The sequence below is a fragment of the Curtobacterium sp. VKM Ac-1393 genome (assembly GCF_015350995.1).
Lineage (GTDB): Bacteria > Actinomycetota > Actinomycetes > Actinomycetales > Microbacteriaceae > Curtobacterium.
In genome coordinates, this window is sequence record NZ_JADKRW010000012.1 from 1 (window position 1) to 20,812 (window position 20,812).

A 20,812-nucleotide genomic window follows, 5' to 3' on the forward strand; every position below is an offset into this window, starting at 1 on the left:
ACCATCACCGCACAGATCAAGTAACCCCACGTACTCCGGCTGTGCATGGCAGACCGGAACGGCCAACGCCCCGTCGCTCGCGACGGGGCGTTGCTCGTGCGTGCAGGTACCGGGTCAGCGTGCCCGCGCGAGGTGAGCGATGACGCCAGGCAGTGCGACACCGCACGCTGGCCGCTCGGGGTTACCGTCACGGGTTCGCCTGACGCGTCCAGTAGTCGGCTCTGACGGCCAGGAACTCACCGTCGACCTCCGAACTCAGGTTGACGGTGCGCGGGTCCCACAGCGTCCCACGCTGCCGAGCTTGCGGGGTCGTCCCCAGACTCGTCGCGAGGTCGTGCGGGCTCATCCCGTCGGGCGGTCGGACCGAGAGAACGACCCAGCAGCCACCAGAAGCGCACTCCTTCTCTTCCGCGACCACCTCACTGCCCGCAGGCAGGGAGACCGAGGCCGTGGGAGGCACATCTCCCTCGGTCGCGAAGGCCGACAAGAACACGAGGCGAGTGCCGACGAGCACGACGATCAACGTCGCCGCGACCGCGACGGTCCGTACGACTGATCGCTTCCGTCCCCCAGTGGCCGTCACGAGCGCCACCCTACGGCCTGAGCGCGCGATGCTCGGGGGTCCGAGCGCCTACTTGTCCCACGCCGACACGGACTCGAGGCCTCGGGCGGCACGTTCCTCGTCGAGGACCTGTTGCACCACCTGGCTCTTCGCCGCCGTGTACGCACGACCGTCCGACGATCGAGCTGCTCGGGTCTTGACCTCCCGGTACCGCGCGACGGCGGTGGGGTCGCTGAGCAGCTTGTCCCGCACGAGCCGTTGGTTGCACTCGTCCCACTGGTCCGAGGCGAAGACGTGCAGGATGTGGGTTCTCGCCCCGTCCCGCTCGCGGGTGTACACCCCGTGGTTCTTCGGACCGGCTCGGTGCTGCGTGTAGCCCGTCGGCGCGAGCAACGGGCCGAGCGCCATCGGATCCGTGTCGGCCGCGGCGCGGACCGCGATGTCGATGACCGGCTTCGCTTCGAGGCCCGGGATGGCTGTGCTGCCGATGTGTTCGACCGCGAGGACGCGGTCTCCGAGCACGGTGACGAGCCGTGACGCCTCACACGAGAAGTCGTCCGCCCAGGAGTCTCGGTGTGCTTCCAACCGCACGGCGGACGGCTCCGCCGCGGACAGGATCGACGCCACCGCCGCTGGCCAGAGCGCATCCAAGCGCGGCCCCCAGGGAGCCGCCATCACGCCGCTCTGACGAAGTTCCACCACTTCGGACACAGCGAGCCAATTCCAGGCCATCACCTCGGCCGGATCTGGCCGCACAGTCGAGCCGGCAGGTTCCCGGACGACGAAGAGGTCCACCAGCGCAGAGTCCTCGGTGAAGCGACCGACCCACTGCAGCGCGTCGGGCGCGACCTCGAGGGCGGTCTCCTCGCGCAGTTCACGGCAGGCTGCCGCTCTCCCCGACTCACCGGCGAGCGCGCTCCCTCCGGGGAACTCCCAGCCGTACGCGAACTCCTTCGTCGGAGCTCGTTGTGTGACGAGGACGGTCCCGTCGGCGCGGTGGACGCAGACCGTGACCACGAGGTGGAAGGACCCGACGGGCCATCCGCTGTCGCCTCGCCGGAACGTCGTGCCGGTCGCTCCGCCACCCGCATCGACCACGTCCCACCACTCGTCCACGACCGCCAGCGTACGTCGACCGTCGCGACCCGTGTCGTGCCACTGCACGACTCGTGATGGCCGAGCCCCCAGACACCTCGGGGCTCGCTGCGATGACGGCGACCAGACCGCGCCAGTCGGGGTGGTGGTCCTCGTCGACGGCCGCACGGCCGTCCGCGTAGTCGGACGCGACGCGCAATGCCAGGGACGGTCCTCCCAGCGTCGGTGACCGCGAGGTGAGGCCTACCAGCGCGGCTGCGGTGGGACAGAACGACGGGAGGCACGGTGCCAGCTGGCACCGTGCCTCCCGTCCGTTCGTCCGCGTCAGCGGATGACCGAGATGTTGTCCGCCTGCGGGCCTTTCTTGCCGGGCCCCACGTCGTACTGCACGTGGTCGTCTTGCGCGAGCGGCCGGTGACCGATCGTCGCGACGATGCTGGAGAAGTGGGCGAACAGGTCGTCTGACCCGTCGTCGGGGTGGATGAAGCCGTACCCCTTGTCGTGGTCGAACCACTTCACGGTGCCGGTCGGCATGGTCGACAGCACGGCGTCAGTGGATGCGCAGTTGCGCGACCATCGGGCAGGCGAAGGGGTCGCGGGCGGCGAGTCCGACGCGGTTGAGGTACCGGACGACGATGCCGTAGGACCGCAGCAGCGTGGTCTCGGTGTAGGGCACCTCGAGGGCATCGCAGTGGTCACGGACGAGCAGGCGGGCCTGCTTCAACGCCGGACGCGGCATCGACGGGAACAGGTGGTGCTCGACCTGGTAGTTCAGGCCCCCCATCAGGAACGACACCCACCAGCCGCCGCGGATGTTGCGCGACGTGCGGACCTGGCGCGAGAAGAAGTCGACCTTCGCATCGTGCGCGATCGTCGGCATGCCCTTGTGGTTCGGCGCGAACGAAGCACCCATCATCACCCCGAACACGGCCAGCTGCACACCGAGGAACGCACACGCCATGCCGAACGGCAGGAACCAGAACACGACCGTCAGGTAGATCCCGAACCGGGCGACGAGCAGCGCGGCCTCGAGCCAGCGGTGCTTCACGTCGGCCTTGGTGCCGTTGCCCGTGACGATGCTCTGCACCGCGTACCGGTGCAGGTTCAGGCCCTCGAGCGTCAGCAGCGGGAAGAACAGCCACCCCTGGAACCGCATGAACGTCGTCATCAGCGGGCCCTTGACCGCGGCGGCGTCCTCCGGCAGGAACCGGATGCCGTCGGGGGCGATGTCGGGGTCCTTGCCGACGGTGTTCGGGTTGCCGTGGTGACGGGTGTGCTTGTTCATCCACCACGAGTAGCTCAGGCCCACCAGGAACGTGCCGAGCCAGCGGCCGGCGTGGTCGTTCCACTTCTGCGACGCGAACACCTGACGGTGCGCAGCCTCGTGCGAGAGGAACGCGAACTGCGTGAAGATCACACCGAGCGCACCCGCGACGATCAACTGGAACCAGGAGTCACCGAGGAAGGCGAACGCGACCCACGCGAGTGCGAAGGTGACGATGAGTGTGCCGAACAGCGACCAGTAGAACCCGGTACGGCGTCGGAGGAGTCCGTTCTCCTTGACCTGCGCGAGCAGTGCGGAGTAGGTCGAGGTGCCCTTGGGGCTTCCTGTTCCTGGACGAGTGCGGGTGTAGCCCGGAGCGAGCGGAGTCGTGGTCAAGTTGACCGACCTTCCGGTGCGGACCGGTCCTTCGACCGGTTCGAGATAGTTCACGCGATTGCGCTTGGTGCGACCCTAGGGCCTGAAGGTGCGATTCCACCTGACAATCCGCCTGCCCCACTCCGGTGGTCGGATGCGGGTGGGTCGGGCGCCGACACGCCTGATCGAACACTCAGGACCGCTCCCAGGCACCATGGAACGCATGGCAAGCACCACCCCCACCGCTCCCCCGCCCGGTCCCGCGACCACGACCTCGGAGGTCCGCCGCTGGGTGTTCTGGCCAGCCGCCGTCCTCGTGCTCGGCTTCGTGGCGTTCACCCTCGTCTCACCGTCGAGCGCCGAAGCGATGTTCCTCGGCCTGCAGGACGGCATCGTCCGCAACTTCAGCTGGTACTACGTCCTCATCGCGGCGTTCTTCGTCGGCTTCTCGGTGTTCGTCGGGTTCAGCAGGTTCGGGGACATCAAGCTCGGCAAGGACACCGACGAGCCCGAGTTCTCGACCGGTTCGTGGTTCTCACTGCTCTTCGCCGCCGGTATGGGCATCGGCCTCGTCTTCTACGGCGTCTCGGAACCCCTCAGCCACTTCGCCTCGCCGCGCCCCGGCGTGACCGGCACCGAGAGCGAGCTCGCGCAGCAGGCCCTCACCCAGACGTTCCTGCACTGGGGCCTGCACGCGTGGGCGATCTACGTCGTGCTCGGCCTCGCGCTCGCCTACGCCATCCACCGTCGCGGCCGCCCGGTGTCGATCCGCTGGGCGCTCGAGCCGCTGCTCGGCAACCGCGTGCGTGGCGGATGGGGCAACCTCATCGACGTGCTCGCCCTCGTCGGCACGGTCTTCGGCGTCGCGACCTCGCTCGGCCTCGGCGTGATCCAGATCGGCGCCGGCCTCGAGAAGGCGGGCATCGCCGACAGCGGGATCGTCAGCCAGATCGTCATCATCGCCGCGATCACGGCGGTCACCATCGTCTCGCTCGTCACCGGGGTGGCGAAGGGCATGAAGATCCTGTCGAACTTCAACCTGCTGCTCGCGGCCGCGCTGCTGCTGTTCGTGCTCATCGTCGGCCCGACCCAGTTCCTGCTCCGCGACTTCGTGCAGTCGATCGGTTCGTACCTGCAGAACGTCGTCGGGCTGTCGTTCAACGTCACCGCCCAGCAGGGTGCCGAGGGTGAGGCCTGGCAGGGCGCCTGGACCACCTTCTACTGGGGTTGGTGGATGTCGTGGGCCCCCTTCGTCGGCGTCTTCATCGCCCGGATCTCGAAGGGTCGCACCGTCCGGCAGTTCGTCTTCGGCGTCCTGCTCGTGCCGACCGTGCTCACGTTCCTGTGGTTCGCGGTCCTCGGTGGCGCCGCGATCCACCGCGAGACCGACGGCTCCGGTGGCCTGATCGCCGCGGACGGGTCGGTCGACGTCGAGGGCTCGCTCTTCACCCTGCTCGGTGACCTGCCCGCCGGCACCGTGCTGGTGTTCGGCGCGATCCTGCTCATCGGGGTCTTCTTCGTGACCTCGTCGGACTCCGGCGCCCTGGTGATGGCGATGATCGCGTCCGGCGGCGACATCGAGCCGAAGAACTGGCTGCGGGTGTTCTTCGCGTTCGTCTCCGCCCTGCTCGCCGTCGCACTGCTGCTGAGCGGCGGACTGGATGCCCTGAAGACGGCGGCGATCACGACCGCCTTGCCCTTCAGCGTCGTGCTGCTGCTCACCTGTTGGTCGACGATCATCGCCTTCACCCGCGAACGTCGGGCCTACGACAAGGCGGAGCGCGAGGTGCTGCTGGAACATGTCGGCGCCCACTACGGGCTCGAGGTCGACGAGCCGTCGGAGCGTGCGCCGCGCTCGGCGTTCGGTCGGCCGTGGGCAGCCGTCAAGAAGCGGGTACGCGGCGGGCAGCCGCCGCACCCCGCAGCGACGGCCGTCGACGACTTCCCGGTCCGCACGCAGGCGGTCTCGCCCGACCCGGCGGTCGACGCGAGCCTGGATGACGCGCCGGCTCCGGAGAGCGCGCCGCGCCCGACGGACGGGTGACGGCCTGGAGGCTCGTGGCGGCGTCGCCACACCTCCCTCGCAAGCTCGGTCGGCGCGGCCCACGTGCCGCTGGCGCGTCACCGCTGAGCGGTCCGCGCCCGTCCGTCAGCGGTTGCGTCCAGTACGTCGCACCCGCCGTCGCTTCGAGGACTCTCGATCTGGATGGAGGAAGGCACGGCCGATTGCACGAGGCGTCAGTCAGCCGCTGGGCGTCGTCCCGCCGAGGACTGGAATCGCACCAGGTACCCGTCGGGATCCTGCACGAGGAACTGGTCGACGCCGGCCTGCTCGGCCCCGATGTCGTACCACTTCGTCTCGGGCTGCATGAAGAGCTCCGTACCGGCACGGAGCAGGGCAGCGGCCAGCGATCGGCTGTCCGGCACGGTGATCTGGAAGTTCACGCCGCGGCCGAGCGGGGGTTCGAGCGGACCGGTGATCCAGTTCCGGCCGACCCCTGCCTGCTCGAGCATCAGATGCGCCGTACCGAGGACGACGTACGCGAAGCGCTCCTCCGGCCGCGCGTACCTGACCTGGAAGCCGCACTGGCTGCACCAGAATGCGATGCTCCGGTCGAGGTCGGCGACGAGGAGCTCGGGGACGAGTGCGGGCTCGAGGGTCTCGGTCACGAGCACCATCGTCGCACCACAGCGCCGCACCGCCGCGCTGCCCGCCTCGTGCGCAGATGCCGGAACAGGAATACGTCGATGTGGCGGCGTGCGAGGATTCGTCGACCACATCGACGAGAGGCTCGGCCATGACCACGGCACGCACGTTCCACCTGATCAGCACGCTGCTGCTGACCGTCGGGTTCCTCGGCGTCGGCGCGTTGATGTTCGACGCGAACTACGGGCCGGAGGGCGGTGGCGCGAACATCGGCCTCGGGCTCCTGATGCCCCTGTGCCTCGGCTCCGGCGTCATCGGCATCGCGATGGGCATCGCAGCCCTCGTGACGAGGTGGTCGGCCGGCCGCGCCGCACGATCGCGCCAGCCACGCCCGGGGCACCTCCCCGAGGTTCCATGACATGCCGCGTGCACCTCGCCGAGGTTCCACGGGCAGGCTCCGCGGCGCGTGAGATGCCGAAATTTTGGAACCTCGGGCGGGCTCACCACCCCGGCACGGCCACCCGCACCGCGCTGATCCGCCCCGCACGCGTCTGCGCCGTGGTCGCCGGGTCGTAGCTGTCCGCCGTCGCCAGGTAGAGCGTGCGGCCGTCCTCGCCGCCGAGCGCGCAGTCGATCGCACACAGCCCCGGAGCATCGATCCGGTCCGTGACCTCGCCGCCCTCGAGGACCCGGAGGAACTCCCCCGTGTCGACGGAGCAGACCCAGACGGCGCCGTCGCGGTCGACCGTGCTGCCGTCCGGCGTGACGCCACCGGGCAGCGCCGCCCACTCGCGTCGGCCGGTCAGCGACCCGTCGGGCTCGATGTCGAACGCGGTGAGCCGGCCGCCCCACGTCTCGCTCACCACGAGGGTGCGGGTGCCGGGCAGGACGTTCGCGCTGTTCGGGAACACCAGGCCCTCGGCAGCCAGACGGAACGAGCCGTCCTGCTCGATCACGTACAGCGGGCCGGGGCGCAGTTCCTCGCCGCCGTACAGGTCGTAGCCGAAGGCCCCGATGTAGGTCCGGCCGGTCGCCGCGTCGACCACCAGGTCGTTCACGAGCGACGACTCCACCCCGGACAGATCGGCGAACACGGATGTGTCGCCCACGTCGTCGACGGCGACGACCGTGCGCGACTCCATCGAGCTGACGATGAGCCGCCCGTCGGCCAGCCACCCGAGCCCGGACGACTGCCCGTCGACCGTGGCCTCCATGCGCGGAGCCGCGGTCGAGGCCGGGTCGAGCGAGAACACCTGGCCGGTGTGCATGTCCGAGTACCAGAGCCGCCCGTCGTGCCAGCGGTTGCCCTCGGGGAAGCGGATGTCGGTGACGACGTCGGTCGCGGAGTCCAGGGTGATGTGCACCGATCCACCCTGCCAGCCGGACCCCCGCGCCACCCGATGGTCTGGCACGATCGGTGCATGCCCCTCGACGGAACTCCCCTGCAACGGCTCGGCTTCCTGACGATCGGGTCGTTCGACCCCGCCCGGCCGTCGCAGGGCCACGAGGACACCCTCCGGGTGATCGAGCGTGCGGAAGCGCTCGGCTTCGACAGCGCGTGGCTGCGCCACCGGCACCTGCAGCACGGCATCTCCTCCCCCGTCGCGGTGCTGGCCGCCGCCTCGCAACGCACCTCGCGCATCGACCTCGGCACCGCCGTCACACCGATCGGCGCGGAGAACCCGTTCCGCTTGGCCGAAGACCTCGGCACCGTCGACGTGCTCCTCGGCGGCCGTCTGAACCCCGGCTTCTCGATCGGCGCCCCGATGCACTTCGACCTGTACCGCGACGCGATCTACCCCGACACCCTGGAGCACGAGGACCTCGGCAACGACCGGCTCCTGCGCTTCCGCGACCTGGTCCGCGGCGGCCCGGTGGCCGCGACCGAGACCGTCGAACGTCGCGGCATCGAGGAGTTCGCGAGCACCGTTCAACCCCACAGCGCCGGCCTGGCCGAACGCATCTGGTACGGCACCGGCAGCACGAAGTCGGCGGTCTGGGCCGGTGAGAACGGGTTCCACCTGCTCACGTCGAGCGTCACCCGGAGCGAGAACGGCACGGACTTCGCCACGAACCAGCGCGCGCAGATCGACGCCTACCTCGACGTCCACCCCGGCCCCGCCGCCGCCCGCGTCTCGCAGGGCCTGGTCGTCATCCCGACCGACACGGCGACCGGGGAGCAGGAGGCCCGGTACCGCGCCTACGTCGACAGCCGGTCGGGCCGGGTCGGCGTGCCGATGGGGCCCGCTGGGATGCTCTTCGCCGCCGACCTCGTGGGCACCTCGGCCGAGATCGCGGACCGGCTGCGCGCCGACGTCGGCTACCAGGCGGTCACCGAGGTCGCATTCGCGCTGCCGTTCTCGTTCGAGCCGGACGACTACGCGCAGATCATCACGGACATCGCCGAACGACTCGGCCCGGAACTCGGCTGGTCGCCGAAGCAGGCCTGACACCGAGTCGGCCCGGTGCGGCTGCCCGCATCGTTCGCGCACGTTTCCCGGGGCCTGTTCCGGTGCGGGACCGACCCTGCTTCGCTGTGCGCAGCCGCGGCACCGATGCCGCAGCACGTCGAGGGGAACTCCGTGTTCAAGAGCATGCTCACCATCGCAGCCGCGGCTGCACTCGTCGTCGGGGGTGCGCTGCCGGCGCATGCCGCTCCGACACCGTCGACGCCCAGCGCGCCGGCCTCCGTCAAGGTCACCGGGAGCGGAGGTGACGCGGACGTCACCTGGGGCGCACCCCGCACCGGCCCCCGCGTCACGGGCTACACCGTCACGGTGACCCCGGCCGACAGCCAGCCGAACAAGGGCGTCGATCGACTGCCCGCCACGGCCCGGTGGGACCACTTCGGCGCACTGCGCATCGGCACCACGTACACGTTCGCCGTCCGTGCGGTCGCCGCCAAGCGGACCGGGCCTGCGGCCACCGTGCAGTTCACGGCGAAGGCGGCCGCACCCACACCCCAGTCGCTCTTCGCACTCGACGCGCAGGGCAGCGTCGTCCGCTTCGCCACCGAGGGAACGGCACCCAGCACCACGGTCGCCCCGAACGGCGCCGGCTACACCGCCGACGACCGCGGGGACGTCTTCGTGCCGTCCGCCGACCGCACGTCCATCGTCATGTACCCGGCAAGCGGTGGCGCCGCGCGGACGGTCGCGACGGGTCTGCACCTGACCGCCGACCTGCGCTCCGACGTCGCCGGCAACCTCTACTGGGCCGACTCGGTGTCCGGGTCCGTCACGATGCTCCCCATCGACGGCACGGCTCCCCGTGTCGTCGCGGAGTTCGGCACCGTCCAGTACAGCAAGCACGCCTTTGCCGTGTCGCGGAACGGGATCGTCACGGCGTACAACAACAGCCCGTTCGGAGCACGCGTCGAACAGCGGACCGCGGCAGGCGTGACCACCGTTCGAACCGTCACGTACCAGGGCGTGTACCCGTTCATCGGGGCACTCCAGTCGGATGACACCGGCAACCTGTACCTCAGCGTGACCCAGGACGGCCCGGGCGGCCGGTTCCCCTGGCTGCAGGTCAAGGCGGGTGCGAGCGCCGCCACGAGGTTCTCCACGGACGACGCGTTCGAGTACGGCGCGACCAACTCGACGTCACTGCGACTGCTGCAGTCCGCGGCCTGGTGCAGCGAAGCCGACGAGCGGAGCGGGAACTGCTCAATCGACCGCTCGCTCGCCCGGGAGCTCGTCGCCGGTGCTGACGGATCCCAGCAGACCCTGCCCGTGACGGGGATCACGGCCGGTTCACGCGGATCGAACGTCGGCGCGTCGACCGAGGCCGGTGACGTGTTCATCGACATCAACCGGGCGCCGTCGGCAGGGCTGTGGCGTGTGCCCGCCGCAGGCGGCGCGGCACAGCAGGTGGCCGCCGCGCAGTACACGCGACTGCTCGTGATCTAGCGATCGGGGCCCTGGACAGGGCACAGGCGGACGGGAGGCTCGGGTGCCAGCTGGCACCGTTCCTCCCGTCCGTCACCGGGTCGCGCCCAGGGCGCGTGATCAGTCCTGCTGGTCCGCCTCCACCGCATCCCGCAACCGGTCGAGCACGTCCGGCACCGCCGAGCGGACCCGGCTCCAGCTCGGGATGAACGGCTTGTCGTCCGGGCGCGCGCTGAAGGCGCTGCCCGCGTCGAGGATCGCTTTCGTGAAGAGCTCGACGGCAGCTTCTTCGGCGTGCTGGTCGAAGCTCAGGCCGCTCATCTCCGCTTCGTGCCGGTAGACCTCGACGATGTCGAGCGCGTTCCGGTAGTACGTCGCCTTGAGCACCCGGAACGAGTCCGAGGTGAGCGGCACGCCCATCGTCGCGAGCTTCCGCAGCAGCGACTGCACGATGTCGTTCCCCATCCGCGCGAGTCCGCCGGTGCCGTCGGCCTCGGCGAGGGGCTGGTGCTTGTGGTCGTACGCGTCGGCGATCTCCACCTGGCAGACCTGCCGGGTCGCGTAGTCGCGGTACACCTCGGACAGCATGCCGATCTCGAGGCCCCAGTCCCCCGGGATCTTCAGGCCGTTCAGCACGTGCGCGCGCATCGCGAACTCGCCGGACAGCGGGTACCGGAAGCTGCTGAGGTACTCCAGATACTCCGACTCGCCGTAGACCTGGCGGAGCGACCGGAGCAACGGGCCGACGAGCAGGCGTCCGACGCGACCGTTGATCCGGCCGTCGGCGACGCGGGCGTAGTAGCCCTTCGAGAACTCGTAGTCGAACGCCGGGTTCGCGACCGGGTAGAAGAGCCGCGCGAGCATGCCCCGCTCGTACGTGGTGATGTCGCAGTCGTGCAGCGCGATGCACTCGGCCCGCTCCGACGCGAGCGCGTAGCCCGTGCAGTACCAGACGTTCCGGCCCTTGCCGGGCTCGCCGGGAGCCAGCCCCTCCCGCTCCAGGTCGGCGTCGAGTTCCCGCAGGCGTGGCCCGTCGTTCCACAGGATCCGGTGCCGCTGCGGCAGCCGTGCGAAGAACTCCCGCGCGTGCTCGAACTGCGAGCGGTCGGCCCGGTCGAGCCCGATCACGATCTCGCTGAGCCAGTCGGCCTCGGCCAGCTCGTCGACGATCCGCGACAGCGCCGGACGCTCGAGCTCCGAGTACAGCGCCGGCAAGATCAGGCTCATCGGGCGCTTCTCGGCGAACCCGCGCAGGTCGTCCTCGATGCTCGCGGTGCTGCGGCGGCCGAGGTCGTGGAACGTCGTGATGACGCCGTTCTGGTGGAAGTCGCTCATCAGTGGCTCCTGCGGTGCTGTTCGAGGTGGTGTCCGAGGCCTTCGCTCCATCCCCGCGGGCCGGGGTGCGTCGTGCGGTACACGCGCTCGGGTCGGTCGTCGGCGAGCGGACCGGGTGCCGGGCCGTGGCCGCGGACGACGACCGCCAGGTCGACGGCGTCGAGCAATGCGGTGTCGTTCGGGCCGTCGCCGAGCCCGATGGTGCGCGGGACGGTGCCGGTTCGGCGTTCGTGGTCGGCGACGAGCATCCGGACGGCGGTGCCCTTGTCGCGGCCGGCGGGCAACACATGCCAGAAGCGGCCGCCGCGCACGAGGTCGAGGTCTGCTGCGGCGAGCGCCGCGCGGAACGCGTCCGCGCGGTCGTCGTCGGCGCGGTCGTCGCCTTCGGCGTGCCAGAGCAGCACCTCGGAGCCTTCGCGTCGGCGTGCAGCTTCGGCCGACTCGAGGTCGAGGCCGGTCCAGGCGGCGACGACCTCGTCGGTCACGCCGCTGAAGGTCGCGAAGTGCAGGTCCAGGTCCGCTCGGATGCGGTCGAGGTTCGCGCGGAGACGGTCGAGAGCGGCGTCCGCGGGGCCTGGACCGGGGCCAGGGCCGGCGCCGTCCGACCGTCCGGCGATCTCCTTGCCGTCCGGTCCGACGACGATCGCGCCGTTCTCCGCGACGAACGCCTGCCCGTCCAGCCCGGTCCGCCGCTGCAGGGTGGTGATCTCGGCCCGGGTCTTGCTGCTGCAGAACACCACCGGCACGCCATCGGCGCGCAGCCGCTCGAGCATCGGCAGGGCAGCGTCGAACGAGTAGTCGTGGTGGTCGAGGAACGTCCCGTCGAGGTCCGTGACGACCAGCAGGTCCTGTGGTGGCATCGTGCTCCGCTCGCGGCTGGCTGGGCTGCGGGCGACGGTGCCCCGGACCACCCTGCCATGCGTCGGAGTCCGGTTGGTGAACGCACCGAAGTACAGGGAGTCACCCGCTCTCAGAGCCAGTGCTTCCGCTTGGACACCGCCCACAGCACGACCGCCGACAGCGCCATCGCGATGATCGCCGCCGGGTACCCCCACACCCACCGCAGCTCGGGCCGGTGCTCGAAGTTCATGCCGTACGGTCGAGGGGGCGTCGGCATGAGAGCACCAGGGGGATCACCGTGAGGAACATCCACGACGAGTCACCGATCTCGTGAACGCGCCGCTGCATCGCATCACCCGCGTCGGTGTCGGCGTCGCCCTCATGCTGGCGGCGGCGTGCGGCTTGGCCGGCTGCAGCGACGGTGGTGATCCGGCGAACGCGAGCAAGTCCGTCGTCGGCATCGTGCAGGCGTCGGCCGACGCCGTCGGCGGTCACTGGACGGTGTACCGCGGCCCCGCCGCCGAGGTCTGCACCCAGTCGGGCGGTGGAGACGGCGCCCGTTTCGTGTACGTCCTGGAGCGGAGCGGCACCGACGGCACCGACCCCGCTGCCGACATCCGGACGGTCGAGGAGCTCTGGAAGTCGAAGGGGATCACGACAGAGCAGTTCGAGAGCGGCGGTTCGGACCCGCTCACCGGCATCCGGGGCGCGGACGGGCCCGTCACCTCGATCGGCTTCAACGCGTACCCGCAGCGGTACAGCATCACCGGGGTCTCGAAGTGCTCCGACGGCGACGTGCAAGACCTGCGCAGCTCCGAGTGAGGCGGGCGTCGTGATCCGCTGAACGCGCGGTGACACCGCTGGGACGGGAGGCCCGGTGCCAGCTGGCACCGGGCCTCCCGTCCCGCTCGTGGGGACGTCTACTGCGACACGTCCTCCTCGGATTCGCCTCGGGGCGCGGTTGCGCCGCGTACCGGCGACGGATCACCGAGCAGTCGTCGGGTCCAGTCTGCGAGGGCCGCGGTCGCGGTCCTCGAGATCGCGGCGTCGGGCACCATGCTCGTGAACCCGTGGAACGCACCGGGCCAGACGTGGAGCTCCGCGTCGACCCCCGCTGCCCAGAGGCGGCTGGCGAAGGCGACGTCCTCGTCGCGGAACACCTCGGCACTGCCGCAGTCGATGTAGGTCCGCGGGAGCCCGGACAGGTCCGTGGCGCGAGCCGGCGCAGCGGAGGCGGACACATCGGACGTCGCCCGGCGGGACCCGAGGTACGCCTGCCAGCCGAAGCGGGTCATCTGGCGGTCCGCTACGCCGACACCGTCGATCTGCATGGTCGAGACGGTGTCGTCGCGGTCGTCGAGCATCGGGGACACCAGGATCTGCGCCATCAGGTCGGGGCCGTTCCGGTCGCGTGCGAGGAGCGCTGTCCCCGCCGCGAGGCCGCCGCCGGCGCTCTGCCCGGCGATGACGAGCCGTGCCGGGTCGATGCCGAGCTCGGCGGCGTGCGCTGCGACCCAGACGAGCCCGGCGTAGCAGTCCTCCACCGGGTACGGATCGGGGTACTCGGGTGCCAGGCGGTAGTCGACGCTGACGAGGACCACGTCGTGGTCGAGCAGCCAGTCGTCGAACCCGTCGAGGTTCCCGAGGTGGTGGCCGAACACCATGCCCCCGCCGTGGATCGAGTAGACGGCCGCGGTCGCTCCGGTCGCACCGGTGCGCTCGATGCGCTCGACGCGCTCGATGATCGCGAGGTCGATCGGGTCACCGAGGTGTCCCGGGACGGTGACGTTCCGCCGCTGGTACCCGCGGGATCGCAGGCGTTCGTCGAGGACGTCCTCGGGCACATCGAGCTGCCGCATGCGGGGCAGCATCTCCGCGGTGAGGGTGAACGGTCCGCGGGCCTCGAGCGTCGCCAGGAAGGTGGCGAGTTCGGGGTCGAACGGTGAACGGGCGATGGTGTCGGACACGGGGGCACTCCTTCGAAGAAGAAGTGGCGACTCCCGTGAGACGCGTGTGCGGTCCCGACTGCCGGAGCAGCGCGGGCTTTTTCCCTCTGCCGCCGACAGTAGGGCAAGCGACGACGCTGCGGGTCGCGCGCGGGGCTGTACAAGGCGTTTTGGATCTGACACGTTAACCACTGAACTGTTAAACGTCAGTTCCAAAAGAGAGGAGCGGGCAATGAGCAAGATCGGTCAGCAGGCTCGGCGGATCACCGCCGGCTTCGCAGCAGTAGCTGTGGGCGGGACGGTGTTCCTCGGCGCGATCCCTGCACATGCGCAGGGCGATGCTGGAGGCCAGGGAGTCGTCGGCGGATGGTCGGAGAACGCCGAGACCGTCAATGGCGCAGAAACCGAGATGTCGGTGTTCGCGGTGAACCACCGTGGTGCATCGGAACGGAAGACGATCAACGGGACGACGCACAAGCGCTCGCACGGGTGGACCACCTGGGCAGGCGTGCAGCACTACACGCGCGCGCGGCTCGAGCACGGCAGCAGGATCATCGCTGACTCTGGCCGGAAGTGGGGCAAGTCCGGCACTGAAGCAGTGACCGTCTGGAAGCCGTACCGGCCGAACCAGCCCGGCAACGGTGTCGGTAGTGCGAAGACCTACTACGGCAGGTGACACATTGCAGCGGGTGCGAGCCGCCGGCTTGCACCCGCTGCTGCGTGAGGAGAAGACGTGACGAAGCAACAGATCACGGCGATCGCGGGCCTGCTCCTGCTGGCCATGCTGTTGACGGTCTTGATCGGGGTGTTCGACGCTCGCCGAAGTGTCATCGCCGCGGAAGGCAATGACCTCCGCACGGGGCAGAGCGCGTGGGTGACCGCGACACTCGACGAACTCACGCGTGCCAGGAGCGCGTTCGAACCGGGAACGAAGGTGTTCGTGGGCCTCGACGGTGAGGTCCGCGCCGTTGCGGTCCTGTCGGGACAGTGGACAGATGTTCCACTGCACGACGGGCACGCACTGACCGGGCGCCCCGGCGAAGCCCTCGCCGGCGCTGACGTTGTCGTCCGCGGCGGCGACATCGCCGTCGATGGCAAGCCGTACAACGTGGTGGGACGTCTCGGCGTCAGGGCGGACAGCCTGCTGTCCGATGACGTGGTCGTCGCCGATCCGTCGCAGTTCTCGGCGTCACCACAGCGGCTGCTCCTGGACGGCCCGAGCAGTGTCCGCCACTACACCGCACAGTTCCCTGGCCGAAGCGTCGAGATCATCGACGACGGCACGAACCGCAGGACGAACGTCGACGCCGTGTCGCCGGTCCTGGTCACGCTCGGCGCGCTCGTCGTCACGCTCATCGCCGTGGTCGCTGGCTTGCAGGCTGGACGATGGGAGCTCCGTACCGCCGCCGTCCGCTTCACCACGGGGGTTCGACCGCTGACCACCCTGTGCAGCGCGACCACCAGAGTCAGCATTGTCAGCGCCGTCGCCTGTGGAACCGCATTCGTCGGCGCGGCAGCTGCGCGGCACACGACCTTCCTCGACCTCGACGTCGCCGTCGCCGTCGTCGCGGTCGGAACGGTCACGCTCGCCGTCTCGGTCGTTTCCTTCTGGCAGGGAAGCCGGCGATGGAACTGCTGAACGACCTCCGGTCCAACTGGACGCTCATCGTCGCCAAGATCGTCCTGATCGTGCTGCTCGCACTCTGCTGGTACAACGTGGCGTCGTTCACCCAGTCCACGTCGCAAGCCGTGGCCCAGGGCCTGTCCGCTGATGCCGACGCCGACCTCTACACGGTGATCGACGATCTCGACCCGGAGGCTTTCGAAGCGGTTCGGCGGGACGAGCGCGCACTCGACGCTGTCGCCTCGTTCGTCGACCGCATCGATGACGAGCCCCGATTCAGGTTCATCTCGTCGTACGACCAACCCGTCACTGTCCAGGACTTCCGCGGCGACGATCGCTTCGACGTCGGCTACGGCACGGAGTACACGCTCAACGGGAAGTACCAGGACGAGTCCAGACGGATCGTCCAGGACATCAAGTCCATCCAGCTCAACGAGACCGCATTCGAGTTCGCGGGGCTCTCGGTGCAGGACGGGGAGCCGATCGAGTGGGATACCGTCGACTGGGGTTCCGGCCGGATCCCGGTGCTGCTCGGTGACGAGTACCGCGGCGTGTACGAGCTCGGACAGCGACTCACCGGAGCGGTCATCCTGCAGGAGCAGGAGCTCGAAGTCGTCGGTTTCCTCGAACCGGACAGCGCCATGTACTTCCGAGGTGAGGCCAACCACTACCTCGATGACACCGTCATCGTGCCCTACCCACCGAACCTCGCCGGACTGGACCGAGCAGCACTCGACCGGCTGGACCTTGAGCTGTTCGGGCGCCTGGTGTTCCAGGTGCTGAACGCCGACCTCGCCGTCGATCGCAGCCTCGATTTCGGTGGCGTCGTCGCGCGACTCGACGACATCGGAGACGACACCGGCTTCCGGTCGTACACGTTGCTCGGAGTACCGGCCTACCTCGTACAGCTCTCCCTCGTCCGCCAGCTCATCCACGACAACCTGGTGCTCGTCACCGCGCTGCTCGTCGTGCTCACAGCGGGCGTGGCCATCATCACGGCGTTCCTCAACCGGCTCCTGCATCGCCGTCGAGCGCCAGTGGCGCACGTGCACCATCTCCTCGGGAAGAGCCCGAACCGCACCAACCGGTTGTTCCGCGCAAGTCGCCTCACCGAGTACACCGCCGCGTTCGGACTCTTCCTCGCAACCAGCGCAGTGCTCCCCAATGACAGTGCGATGGCACGATTCGCCGCCGGTACCGCCCTGCTCCTCTGGTGCGTGGTGGACGGCGCACTCGGCCGACGGGCCGTCCGCATCGAACTGACCACCCAACACCGAAGGGGTACCCCACGATGATCGTGCTGCGCGACGTCTCGAAGACGATCACCGAGCCCGACGGATCGACCCGAACACTGTTCGACCGACTGCACTTCGACCTCCGCGAAGACGATCGCTCAGTAGCCATCACTGGGCGAAGCGGATCCGGTAAGAGCACGTTGCTGCGGATGCTCGCCGGCCTCGACACCGACTTCGGTGGAACGTACGAGCACGACGGGCACGTGCTCGAGCGCACGGCACGCAGGATGGCGGCCCACCGGCTCCGACACATCGGCATCGTCACCCAGGACCACAGCCTGCTCGGCGACCGCAGCGTGCTCGACAACGTGCAGCTCGGAGTTCCTGCTCGTGCTGACTCGGCAGACCGCGCGCATGACGCCTTGGAGGCTGTCGGCATCAGTCACCTTGCAGGCAAGCGCCCACGACGACTTTCGGGAGGAGAAGCGCAGCGCGTCGCGATCGCTCGAGCCATCGCGAAGCGCCCTGCCGTCGTCCTCGCCGATGAACCCACCGGCGCACTGGACGAGAAGACCGAAGACGAAGTACTCGGCCTCTTCGACCGGCTGCAACAAGTGGGAACCAAGTTCGTGATCGTCACCCACAGTGCGCGCGTTGCGCAGCGATGCGAACGTCGACTCCACCTGCACCACGAGCAGCTCATCGAGTGCGGTGTCTGATCGAAGCAGGAGCAAACCATCACCGGCGCAGTCATCGCGAGGGGCAGCGTTGTGTTCGCTCGATTGGGTCCGCTCCCGAGTCCCCCACGCAGCGAGCGCAGAACGTCAACGAGCTCTTCCGGATACGCCTGAGCACCGTCCGGTCACCCCCAGGTCAAGCGCTGTTCACCCGCTGCCGCTAACTCTGCTTGTCGGACCGCCGCCCGAGGGTCCCGATACCGGAGAGCCCATGAACACCCGCACTGCACTGTCCTGCGTCGCCGTCGCTACCCTCGCCTCGCTGATGCTCGCGGTACCGGCGCACGCCGCCGACGACGCCGCCAGCTTCTACAGCAGCAAGCAGCCCTACATCGCCCCCAGCCAGTCGGACATCGACGCCTACTCGCCGGCGCCGACGGGCTACGCACCCGTCGCTACGGAGTCGGTCGCCCGACACGGATCTCGGGGGCTTTCCGCGTACAAGTACGACGCGCTGCTCCACCGTCTCGCTAAGACCGCGCAGGCCGAGAACGGGTTCCTGACGCCTGAGATCGGGACGGAGTTCTCCGCGAACCTGGACGCCATCACCGCGGCGAACGTCGCGAACGGCTACGGCATGCTCACCGGTCAGGGCGCCGCCCAGCACCAGGGCATCGGAGCGCGAGCTGCGCAGCGCAACAAGCAGCTGTTCGCAGCTGCGGCGAAGACGGGCGGGCGCGTCGTCGCCGAGACATCGGGTGAGTCTCGCGCCACGGAGTCGGGCGAGAACTTCTTGCGGGGCTTCGGGGCTGCGGGCGTCACGCTCGAACCGCGCCCCGACCTGCTCTACTTCCACGAGGTCGAGAACCCGGACGGCACCGACAAGGCCGAGGGGTCGCCCGAGCGCCAGCGCGCACAGGCGTACGAGGACTACATCGCCCAACAGACCGGTGACGGCGGCACGATCGCGGCGGCCGTGCAGTACATCCAGGCGAAGCCGCGATCGGTCGAGGCGGCGAAGGACCTGCTCTCCGGCATCTTCACGCCCGAGTTCATCGCCGCGATCGGCACGGACAAGGCACACACCTGGTACAACACCGCCGACGGCTCCAAGGGCGGCGCGGTGGCGTGCGCGCCCGGCGCCGACACGAAGGCCGATCCCGATGCCTGCGGCGATCCGAAGAAGTCGATCAAGAGCACCGTCGATGCGGCGATGGCGCTCTACAACCTGTACATCATCGCTGCCGACATGCACGAGGAGAACGTCGCGCCGCACGCGTTCGACTTCGCGCAGTACTTCGCTGGCCGGCCGGCGGATGCCGAGTGGTTCGCGTACTTGCTCGACGCCGAGGACTTCTACGAGAAGGGCCCGAGCCTCGCCGGGCATGACGAGACCTACTCGGTCGCCCAGCCCCTGCTCGACGACTTCTTCGCCACGATCGACGCCCGCCTCGCCGGCGGCGACGTGGTCGGGACCTTCCGCTTCGCACACGCCGAGACGATCATCCCGTTCGCTGCGCTGTTGCGTCTGCCAGGATCGACCGTTACCGCGCCCGACGACGCAGCTCCGACATCGGATGCCGACGTCTACGACTACGCCAACAACCCGTGGCGAGGTTCTGCGGTGACGCCGATGGCTGCGAACGTGCAGTGGGACGTCGTGTCGCGAGCGGGCATCGACCCCGCCACCGGAGCGGCCTACACGCCGCTCGTGCGCATGCTCTACAACGAGCGGGAGATCGCGTTCGCCTCCGGGTGCCGTGCAGTCGCCACTGGGTCGAACTGGGTCAAGGAGACCGAGCTCAAGCACTGCCTCACCGGCACGGCGATGACCGAGAGCCCGCTGATCGCCGCAGCCACGCCGGTACCGACCGCGACGCCCACTGCGGAGCCCACGCCGACCCCGACTGTGACACCAGCGACCCAGGGCGCCGGCACACCGACGTCCCAGGCGACGGGCACGCTGGCCGCGACCGGAGCGCAGTCGCCCGTTGGACCGGCGTTGCTCGCGGCACTGCTCCTCCTGGCCGGCGCCGGGACGCTGGCACTGCGTCGCCGGCGTCGTCACATCGAGTGACACCGATGCGGAGCGGCGGCTGCTCGAGGCTGCCGTTCGACCTCTTCGCACCGGCCTGATGCAGGTCATCAGCGGACCGACCAACCACTCTGGGGCGGCGTTCGACAGAAGATCGTCCGCCGGAAGCGCCCGTCAGGAACTCAGCTTCGCCTCGTTCCGTCGCGCTCGGACCGGGCGGACCCGTGGAGTGCGAAGCCGATCGCGCCGACGATCGCAGCCAGCAATCCCATCGCCGCGATGACCAGCCCTCCGGCCACGAGTCCGACGTAGTCGACGCCTGCGCCGAGGAGCGCCATCACGAGCCCCGCCACCAGTGCCCCGACGCCGATCGCGAAGCCGAACACACGAGGCGGAACGCGAGAGAACAACATGCTCCCAGTCAACTCGCCGTCAGCGGCGCGCGGCATGGGGGCGTCCGAGCTTGGAGGTGGGCCCCACCCGGCGGTACCGGCGGTACCGGCGCACCGCGCCAGCGGGGTGACGGCCGTGCCGGGAGGTGGGCCCCACCCGCCGGTACCGGCGCACCGCGCCAGCGGGGCGACGGCCGTGCCGGGAGGGACGGTGCCAGCTGGCACCGGGCCTCCCGTCCGCAGTTTCGGCCTTCAGATCCCGCGACCGGTGGCGATCACCGGTCACCTTCTGATCGCTCCATCGCGCGGCGTCCACGACTGAAGAACTCGGCGAACATCTCCCGTTTCGCCGCGTGCGAATCGGGCTCGAGTTCGAGTCCCTCCATGGTGAGGTCGGTCCCGAAGAGTTGCAGGATTCCCGGACCATTCGGACCCGTGGTCTCGAGGGACACCGAGAACAGCGTCGGCGACATCGTCGGTACCCTCTCTCCATGGCTGGTCGCCACCAGGGACAGCGTCGTCGGGTGGGCAGTGGTCTGTCTCGCTGCGACCCGCCGCGGTGAGGTCCTCGGCGTCGTGCGACCCGTCGAGCAGGCTCACGGCTCGTCCGGAGACGCGGGCACCGTCGTCCTGTCCGCCCTTCGTGGAAGACCCGCAATGTAGGCGGTCAAGACGGCGACTGGGTCGAGCGGTGCAACCGCAGCCGTGCGGTACAGCAACATCGCGTCGATGAGGCCGACGAGATCGACCGCCGCGCCGTCAGGGTCGTCCACTCGGAGCGCGTCCAGGAGTGATCGAGCTGCATCGTGCAGCCGGGAGCGCACCGGATCGGCCCCGGTGAGCGGCGCGCGGAGTTCCTCGTCCGCCCGGAGCTCGAGCAGGAGCGCGAGGCGAG

At 69.5% G+C, this 20,812-nt stretch carries 22 protein-coding genes; 10 read left to right on the forward strand and 12 right to left on the reverse strand.

Annotated features, from left to right (window positions below):
- Positions 1-631: 631 nt before the first annotated feature.
- From ITJ59_RS18645 to ITJ59_RS18655, 3 genes are all read right to left on the reverse strand, one after another.
- Positions 632-1,678, reverse strand: a complete 1,047-nt coding sequence (locus ITJ59_RS18645; protein ID WP_194652797.1) for a GrpB family protein — start codon at positions 1,676-1,678, stop codon at positions 632-634.
- 303 nt (positions 1,679-1,981) lie between these two features.
- Positions 1,982-2,203, reverse strand: a complete 222-nt coding sequence (locus ITJ59_RS18650) for a cold-shock protein (RefSeq protein ID WP_323749566.1) — start codon at positions 2,201-2,203, stop codon at positions 1,982-1,984.
- A gap of 4 nt (positions 2,204-2,207) precedes the next feature.
- Positions 2,208-3,317: a fatty acid desaturase family protein gene (locus tag ITJ59_RS18655; RefSeq protein WP_194652798.1), complete on the reverse strand. Its 1,110-nt coding sequence runs from the start codon at positions 3,315-3,317 to the stop codon at positions 2,208-2,210.
- A gap of 202 nt (positions 3,318-3,519) precedes the next feature.
- Here ITJ59_RS18655 and ITJ59_RS18660 point away from each other — a divergent pair, with 202 nt between their 5' ends.
- Entirely contained in the window at positions 3,520-5,340 is a 1,821-nt protein-coding gene (locus tag ITJ59_RS18660) for a BCCT family transporter (protein ID WP_228511970.1), read from the forward strand.
- Between the two features lie 194 nt (positions 5,341-5,534).
- Here ITJ59_RS18660 and ITJ59_RS18665 read toward each other — a convergent pair whose 3' ends face one another.
- Positions 5,535-5,966 (reverse strand): bleomycin resistance protein, encoded by a 432-nt coding sequence (locus ITJ59_RS18665; protein WP_228511972.1) that lies wholly within the window; start codon positions 5,964-5,966, stop codon positions 5,535-5,537.
- A gap of 128 nt (positions 5,967-6,094) precedes the next feature.
- Here ITJ59_RS18665 and ITJ59_RS18670 point away from each other — a divergent pair, with 128 nt between their 5' ends.
- Complete coding sequence (locus ITJ59_RS18670; RefSeq protein ID WP_194652800.1) at positions 6,095-6,361, forward strand: hypothetical protein; 267 nt, start codon at positions 6,095-6,097, stop codon at positions 6,359-6,361.
- Between the two features lie 82 nt (positions 6,362-6,443).
- Here the strand turns inward: ITJ59_RS18670 and ITJ59_RS18675 are convergent, their stop codons facing one another.
- Positions 6,444-7,307, reverse strand: a complete 864-nt coding sequence (locus tag ITJ59_RS18675; protein WP_194652801.1) for an SMP-30/gluconolactonase/LRE family protein — start codon at positions 7,305-7,307, stop codon at positions 6,444-6,446.
- Positions 7,308-7,364: 57 nt separating this feature from the next.
- Here ITJ59_RS18675 and ITJ59_RS18680 point away from each other — a divergent pair, with 57 nt between their 5' ends.
- Positions 7,365-8,393 (forward strand): LLM class flavin-dependent oxidoreductase, encoded by a 1,029-nt coding sequence (locus tag ITJ59_RS18680; RefSeq protein WP_194652802.1) that lies wholly within the window; start codon positions 7,365-7,367, stop codon positions 8,391-8,393.
- A 132-nt stretch (positions 8,394-8,525) separates the two neighbouring features.
- The gene (locus ITJ59_RS18685) at positions 8,526-9,854 is read left to right on the forward strand and encodes a fibronectin type III domain-containing protein (protein WP_194652803.1); all 1,329 of its coding nucleotides are present in this window, start codon (positions 8,526-8,528) and stop codon (positions 9,852-9,854) included.
- 99 nt (positions 9,855-9,953) lie between these two features.
- Here the strand turns inward: ITJ59_RS18685 and ITJ59_RS18690 are convergent, their stop codons facing one another.
- The 3 genes from ITJ59_RS18690 to ITJ59_RS18700 all read right to left on the reverse strand — a co-directional run bounded on the left by ITJ59_RS18690 (position 9,954) and on the right by ITJ59_RS18700 (position 12,285).
- Entirely contained in the window at positions 9,954-11,168 is a 1,215-nt protein-coding gene (locus tag ITJ59_RS18690; protein WP_194652804.1) for a glycosyl transferase, read from the reverse strand.
- A complete protein-coding gene (locus ITJ59_RS18695) occupies positions 11,168-12,028 on the reverse strand; it encodes an HAD-IIB family hydrolase (RefSeq protein WP_194652805.1) in 861 nt (286 codons plus the stop codon). Before ITJ59_RS18695 ends, ITJ59_RS18690 begins: the two co-directional genes overlap by 1 nt.
- Positions 12,029-12,138: 110 nt before the next feature.
- Positions 12,139-12,285 (reverse strand): CorA family divalent cation transporter, encoded by a 147-nt coding sequence (locus ITJ59_RS18700; RefSeq protein WP_194652806.1) that lies wholly within the window; start codon positions 12,283-12,285, stop codon positions 12,139-12,141.
- Between the two features lie 53 nt (positions 12,286-12,338).
- On the opposite strand from ITJ59_RS18700, the gene ITJ59_RS18705 reads away from it, so the two are divergent.
- The gene (locus ITJ59_RS18705) at positions 12,339-12,830 is read left to right on the forward strand and encodes a hypothetical protein (RefSeq protein WP_194652807.1); all 492 of its coding nucleotides are present in this window, start codon (positions 12,339-12,341) and stop codon (positions 12,828-12,830) included.
- A gap of 98 nt (positions 12,831-12,928) precedes the next feature.
- Here the strand turns inward: ITJ59_RS18705 and ITJ59_RS18710 are convergent, their stop codons facing one another.
- Complete coding sequence (locus ITJ59_RS18710; protein ID WP_194652808.1) at positions 12,929-13,975, reverse strand: alpha/beta hydrolase; 1,047 nt, start codon at positions 13,973-13,975, stop codon at positions 12,929-12,931.
- 211 nt (positions 13,976-14,186) lie between these two features.
- Between ITJ59_RS18710 and ITJ59_RS18715 the strand changes: the two genes are divergently transcribed.
- From ITJ59_RS18715 to ITJ59_RS18735, 5 genes are all read left to right on the forward strand, one after another.
- On the forward strand, positions 14,187-14,630 hold the full coding sequence (locus ITJ59_RS18715) for a hypothetical protein (RefSeq protein WP_228511976.1): 444 nt from the start codon (positions 14,187-14,189) through the stop codon (positions 14,628-14,630).
- A gap of 57 nt (positions 14,631-14,687) precedes the next feature.
- Positions 14,688-15,593 (forward strand): hypothetical protein, encoded by a 906-nt coding sequence (locus ITJ59_RS18720; protein WP_194652809.1) that lies wholly within the window; start codon positions 14,688-14,690, stop codon positions 15,591-15,593.
- Complete coding sequence (locus tag ITJ59_RS18725; RefSeq protein ID WP_194652810.1) at positions 15,581-16,873, forward strand: hypothetical protein; 1,293 nt, start codon at positions 15,581-15,583, stop codon at positions 16,871-16,873. The genes ITJ59_RS18720 and ITJ59_RS18725 overlap by 13 nt, the downstream gene beginning before the upstream one ends.
- Complete coding sequence (locus ITJ59_RS18730; protein WP_194652811.1) at positions 16,870-17,532, forward strand: ABC transporter ATP-binding protein; 663 nt, start codon at positions 16,870-16,872, stop codon at positions 17,530-17,532. Before ITJ59_RS18725 ends, ITJ59_RS18730 begins: the two co-directional genes overlap by 4 nt.
- Positions 17,533-17,761: 229 nt before the next feature.
- Positions 17,762-19,567, forward strand: coding sequence for a histidine-type phosphatase (locus ITJ59_RS18735; protein ID WP_194652812.1), 1,806 nt, complete (start codon positions 17,762-17,764; stop codon positions 19,565-19,567).
- A 140-nt stretch (positions 19,568-19,707) separates the two neighbouring features.
- On the opposite strand, the gene ITJ59_RS18740 is transcribed toward ITJ59_RS18735, so the two are convergent.
- The 3 genes from ITJ59_RS18740 to ITJ59_RS18750 all read right to left on the reverse strand — a co-directional run.
- Positions 19,708-19,938: a hypothetical protein gene (locus ITJ59_RS18740; RefSeq protein ID WP_194652813.1), complete on the reverse strand. Its 231-nt coding sequence runs from the start codon at positions 19,936-19,938 to the stop codon at positions 19,708-19,710.
- Between the two features lie 254 nt (positions 19,939-20,192).
- Positions 20,193-20,369, reverse strand: coding sequence for a hypothetical protein (locus ITJ59_RS18745; protein ID WP_228511978.1), 177 nt, complete (start codon positions 20,367-20,369; stop codon positions 20,193-20,195).
- Positions 20,370-20,513: 144 nt separating this feature from the next.
- Positions 20,514-20,812: hypothetical protein (locus tag ITJ59_RS18750; RefSeq protein WP_228511980.1), on the reverse strand; the 299-nt coding region annotated here is incomplete at its 5' end.

Bases quoted from the DNA above. Each gene is read 5' to 3' on its own strand.
- ITJ59_RS18715 (WP_228511976.1), top strand. From the start codon at position 14,187: ATGAGCAAGATCGGTCAGCAGGCTCGGCGGATCACCGCCGGCTTCGCA.
- ITJ59_RS18735 (WP_194652812.1), top strand. From the start codon at position 17,762: ATGAACACCCGCACTGCACTGTCCTGCGTCGCCGTCGCTACCCTCGCC.
- ITJ59_RS18725 (WP_194652810.1), top strand. From the start codon at position 15,581: ATGGAACTGCTGAACGACCTCCGGTCCAACTGGACGCTCATCGTCGCC.
- ITJ59_RS18730 (WP_194652811.1), top strand. From the start codon at position 16,870: ATGATCGTGCTGCGCGACGTCTCGAAGACGATCACCGAGCCCGACGGA.
- ITJ59_RS18660 (WP_228511970.1), top strand. From the start codon at position 3,520: ATGGCAAGCACCACCCCCACCGCTCCCCCGCCCGGTCCCGCGACCACG.
- ITJ59_RS18670 (WP_194652800.1), top strand. From the start codon at position 6,095: ATGACCACGGCACGCACGTTCCACCTGATCAGCACGCTGCTGCTGACC.
- ITJ59_RS18695 (WP_194652805.1), bottom strand. From the start codon at position 12,028: ATGCCACCACAGGACCTGCTGGTCGTCACGGACCTCGACGGGACGTTC.
- ITJ59_RS18680 (WP_194652802.1), top strand. From the start codon at position 7,365: ATGCCCCTCGACGGAACTCCCCTGCAACGGCTCGGCTTCCTGACGATC.
- ITJ59_RS18740 (WP_194652813.1), bottom strand. From the start codon at position 19,938: ATGTTGTTCTCTCGCGTTCCGCCTCGTGTGTTCGGCTTCGCGATCGGC.
- ITJ59_RS18700 (WP_194652806.1), bottom strand. From the start codon at position 12,285: ATGCCGACGCCCCCTCGACCGTACGGCATGAACTTCGAGCACCGGCCC.
- ITJ59_RS18690 (WP_194652804.1), bottom strand. From the start codon at position 11,168: ATGAGCGACTTCCACCAGAACGGCGTCATCACGACGTTCCACGACCTC.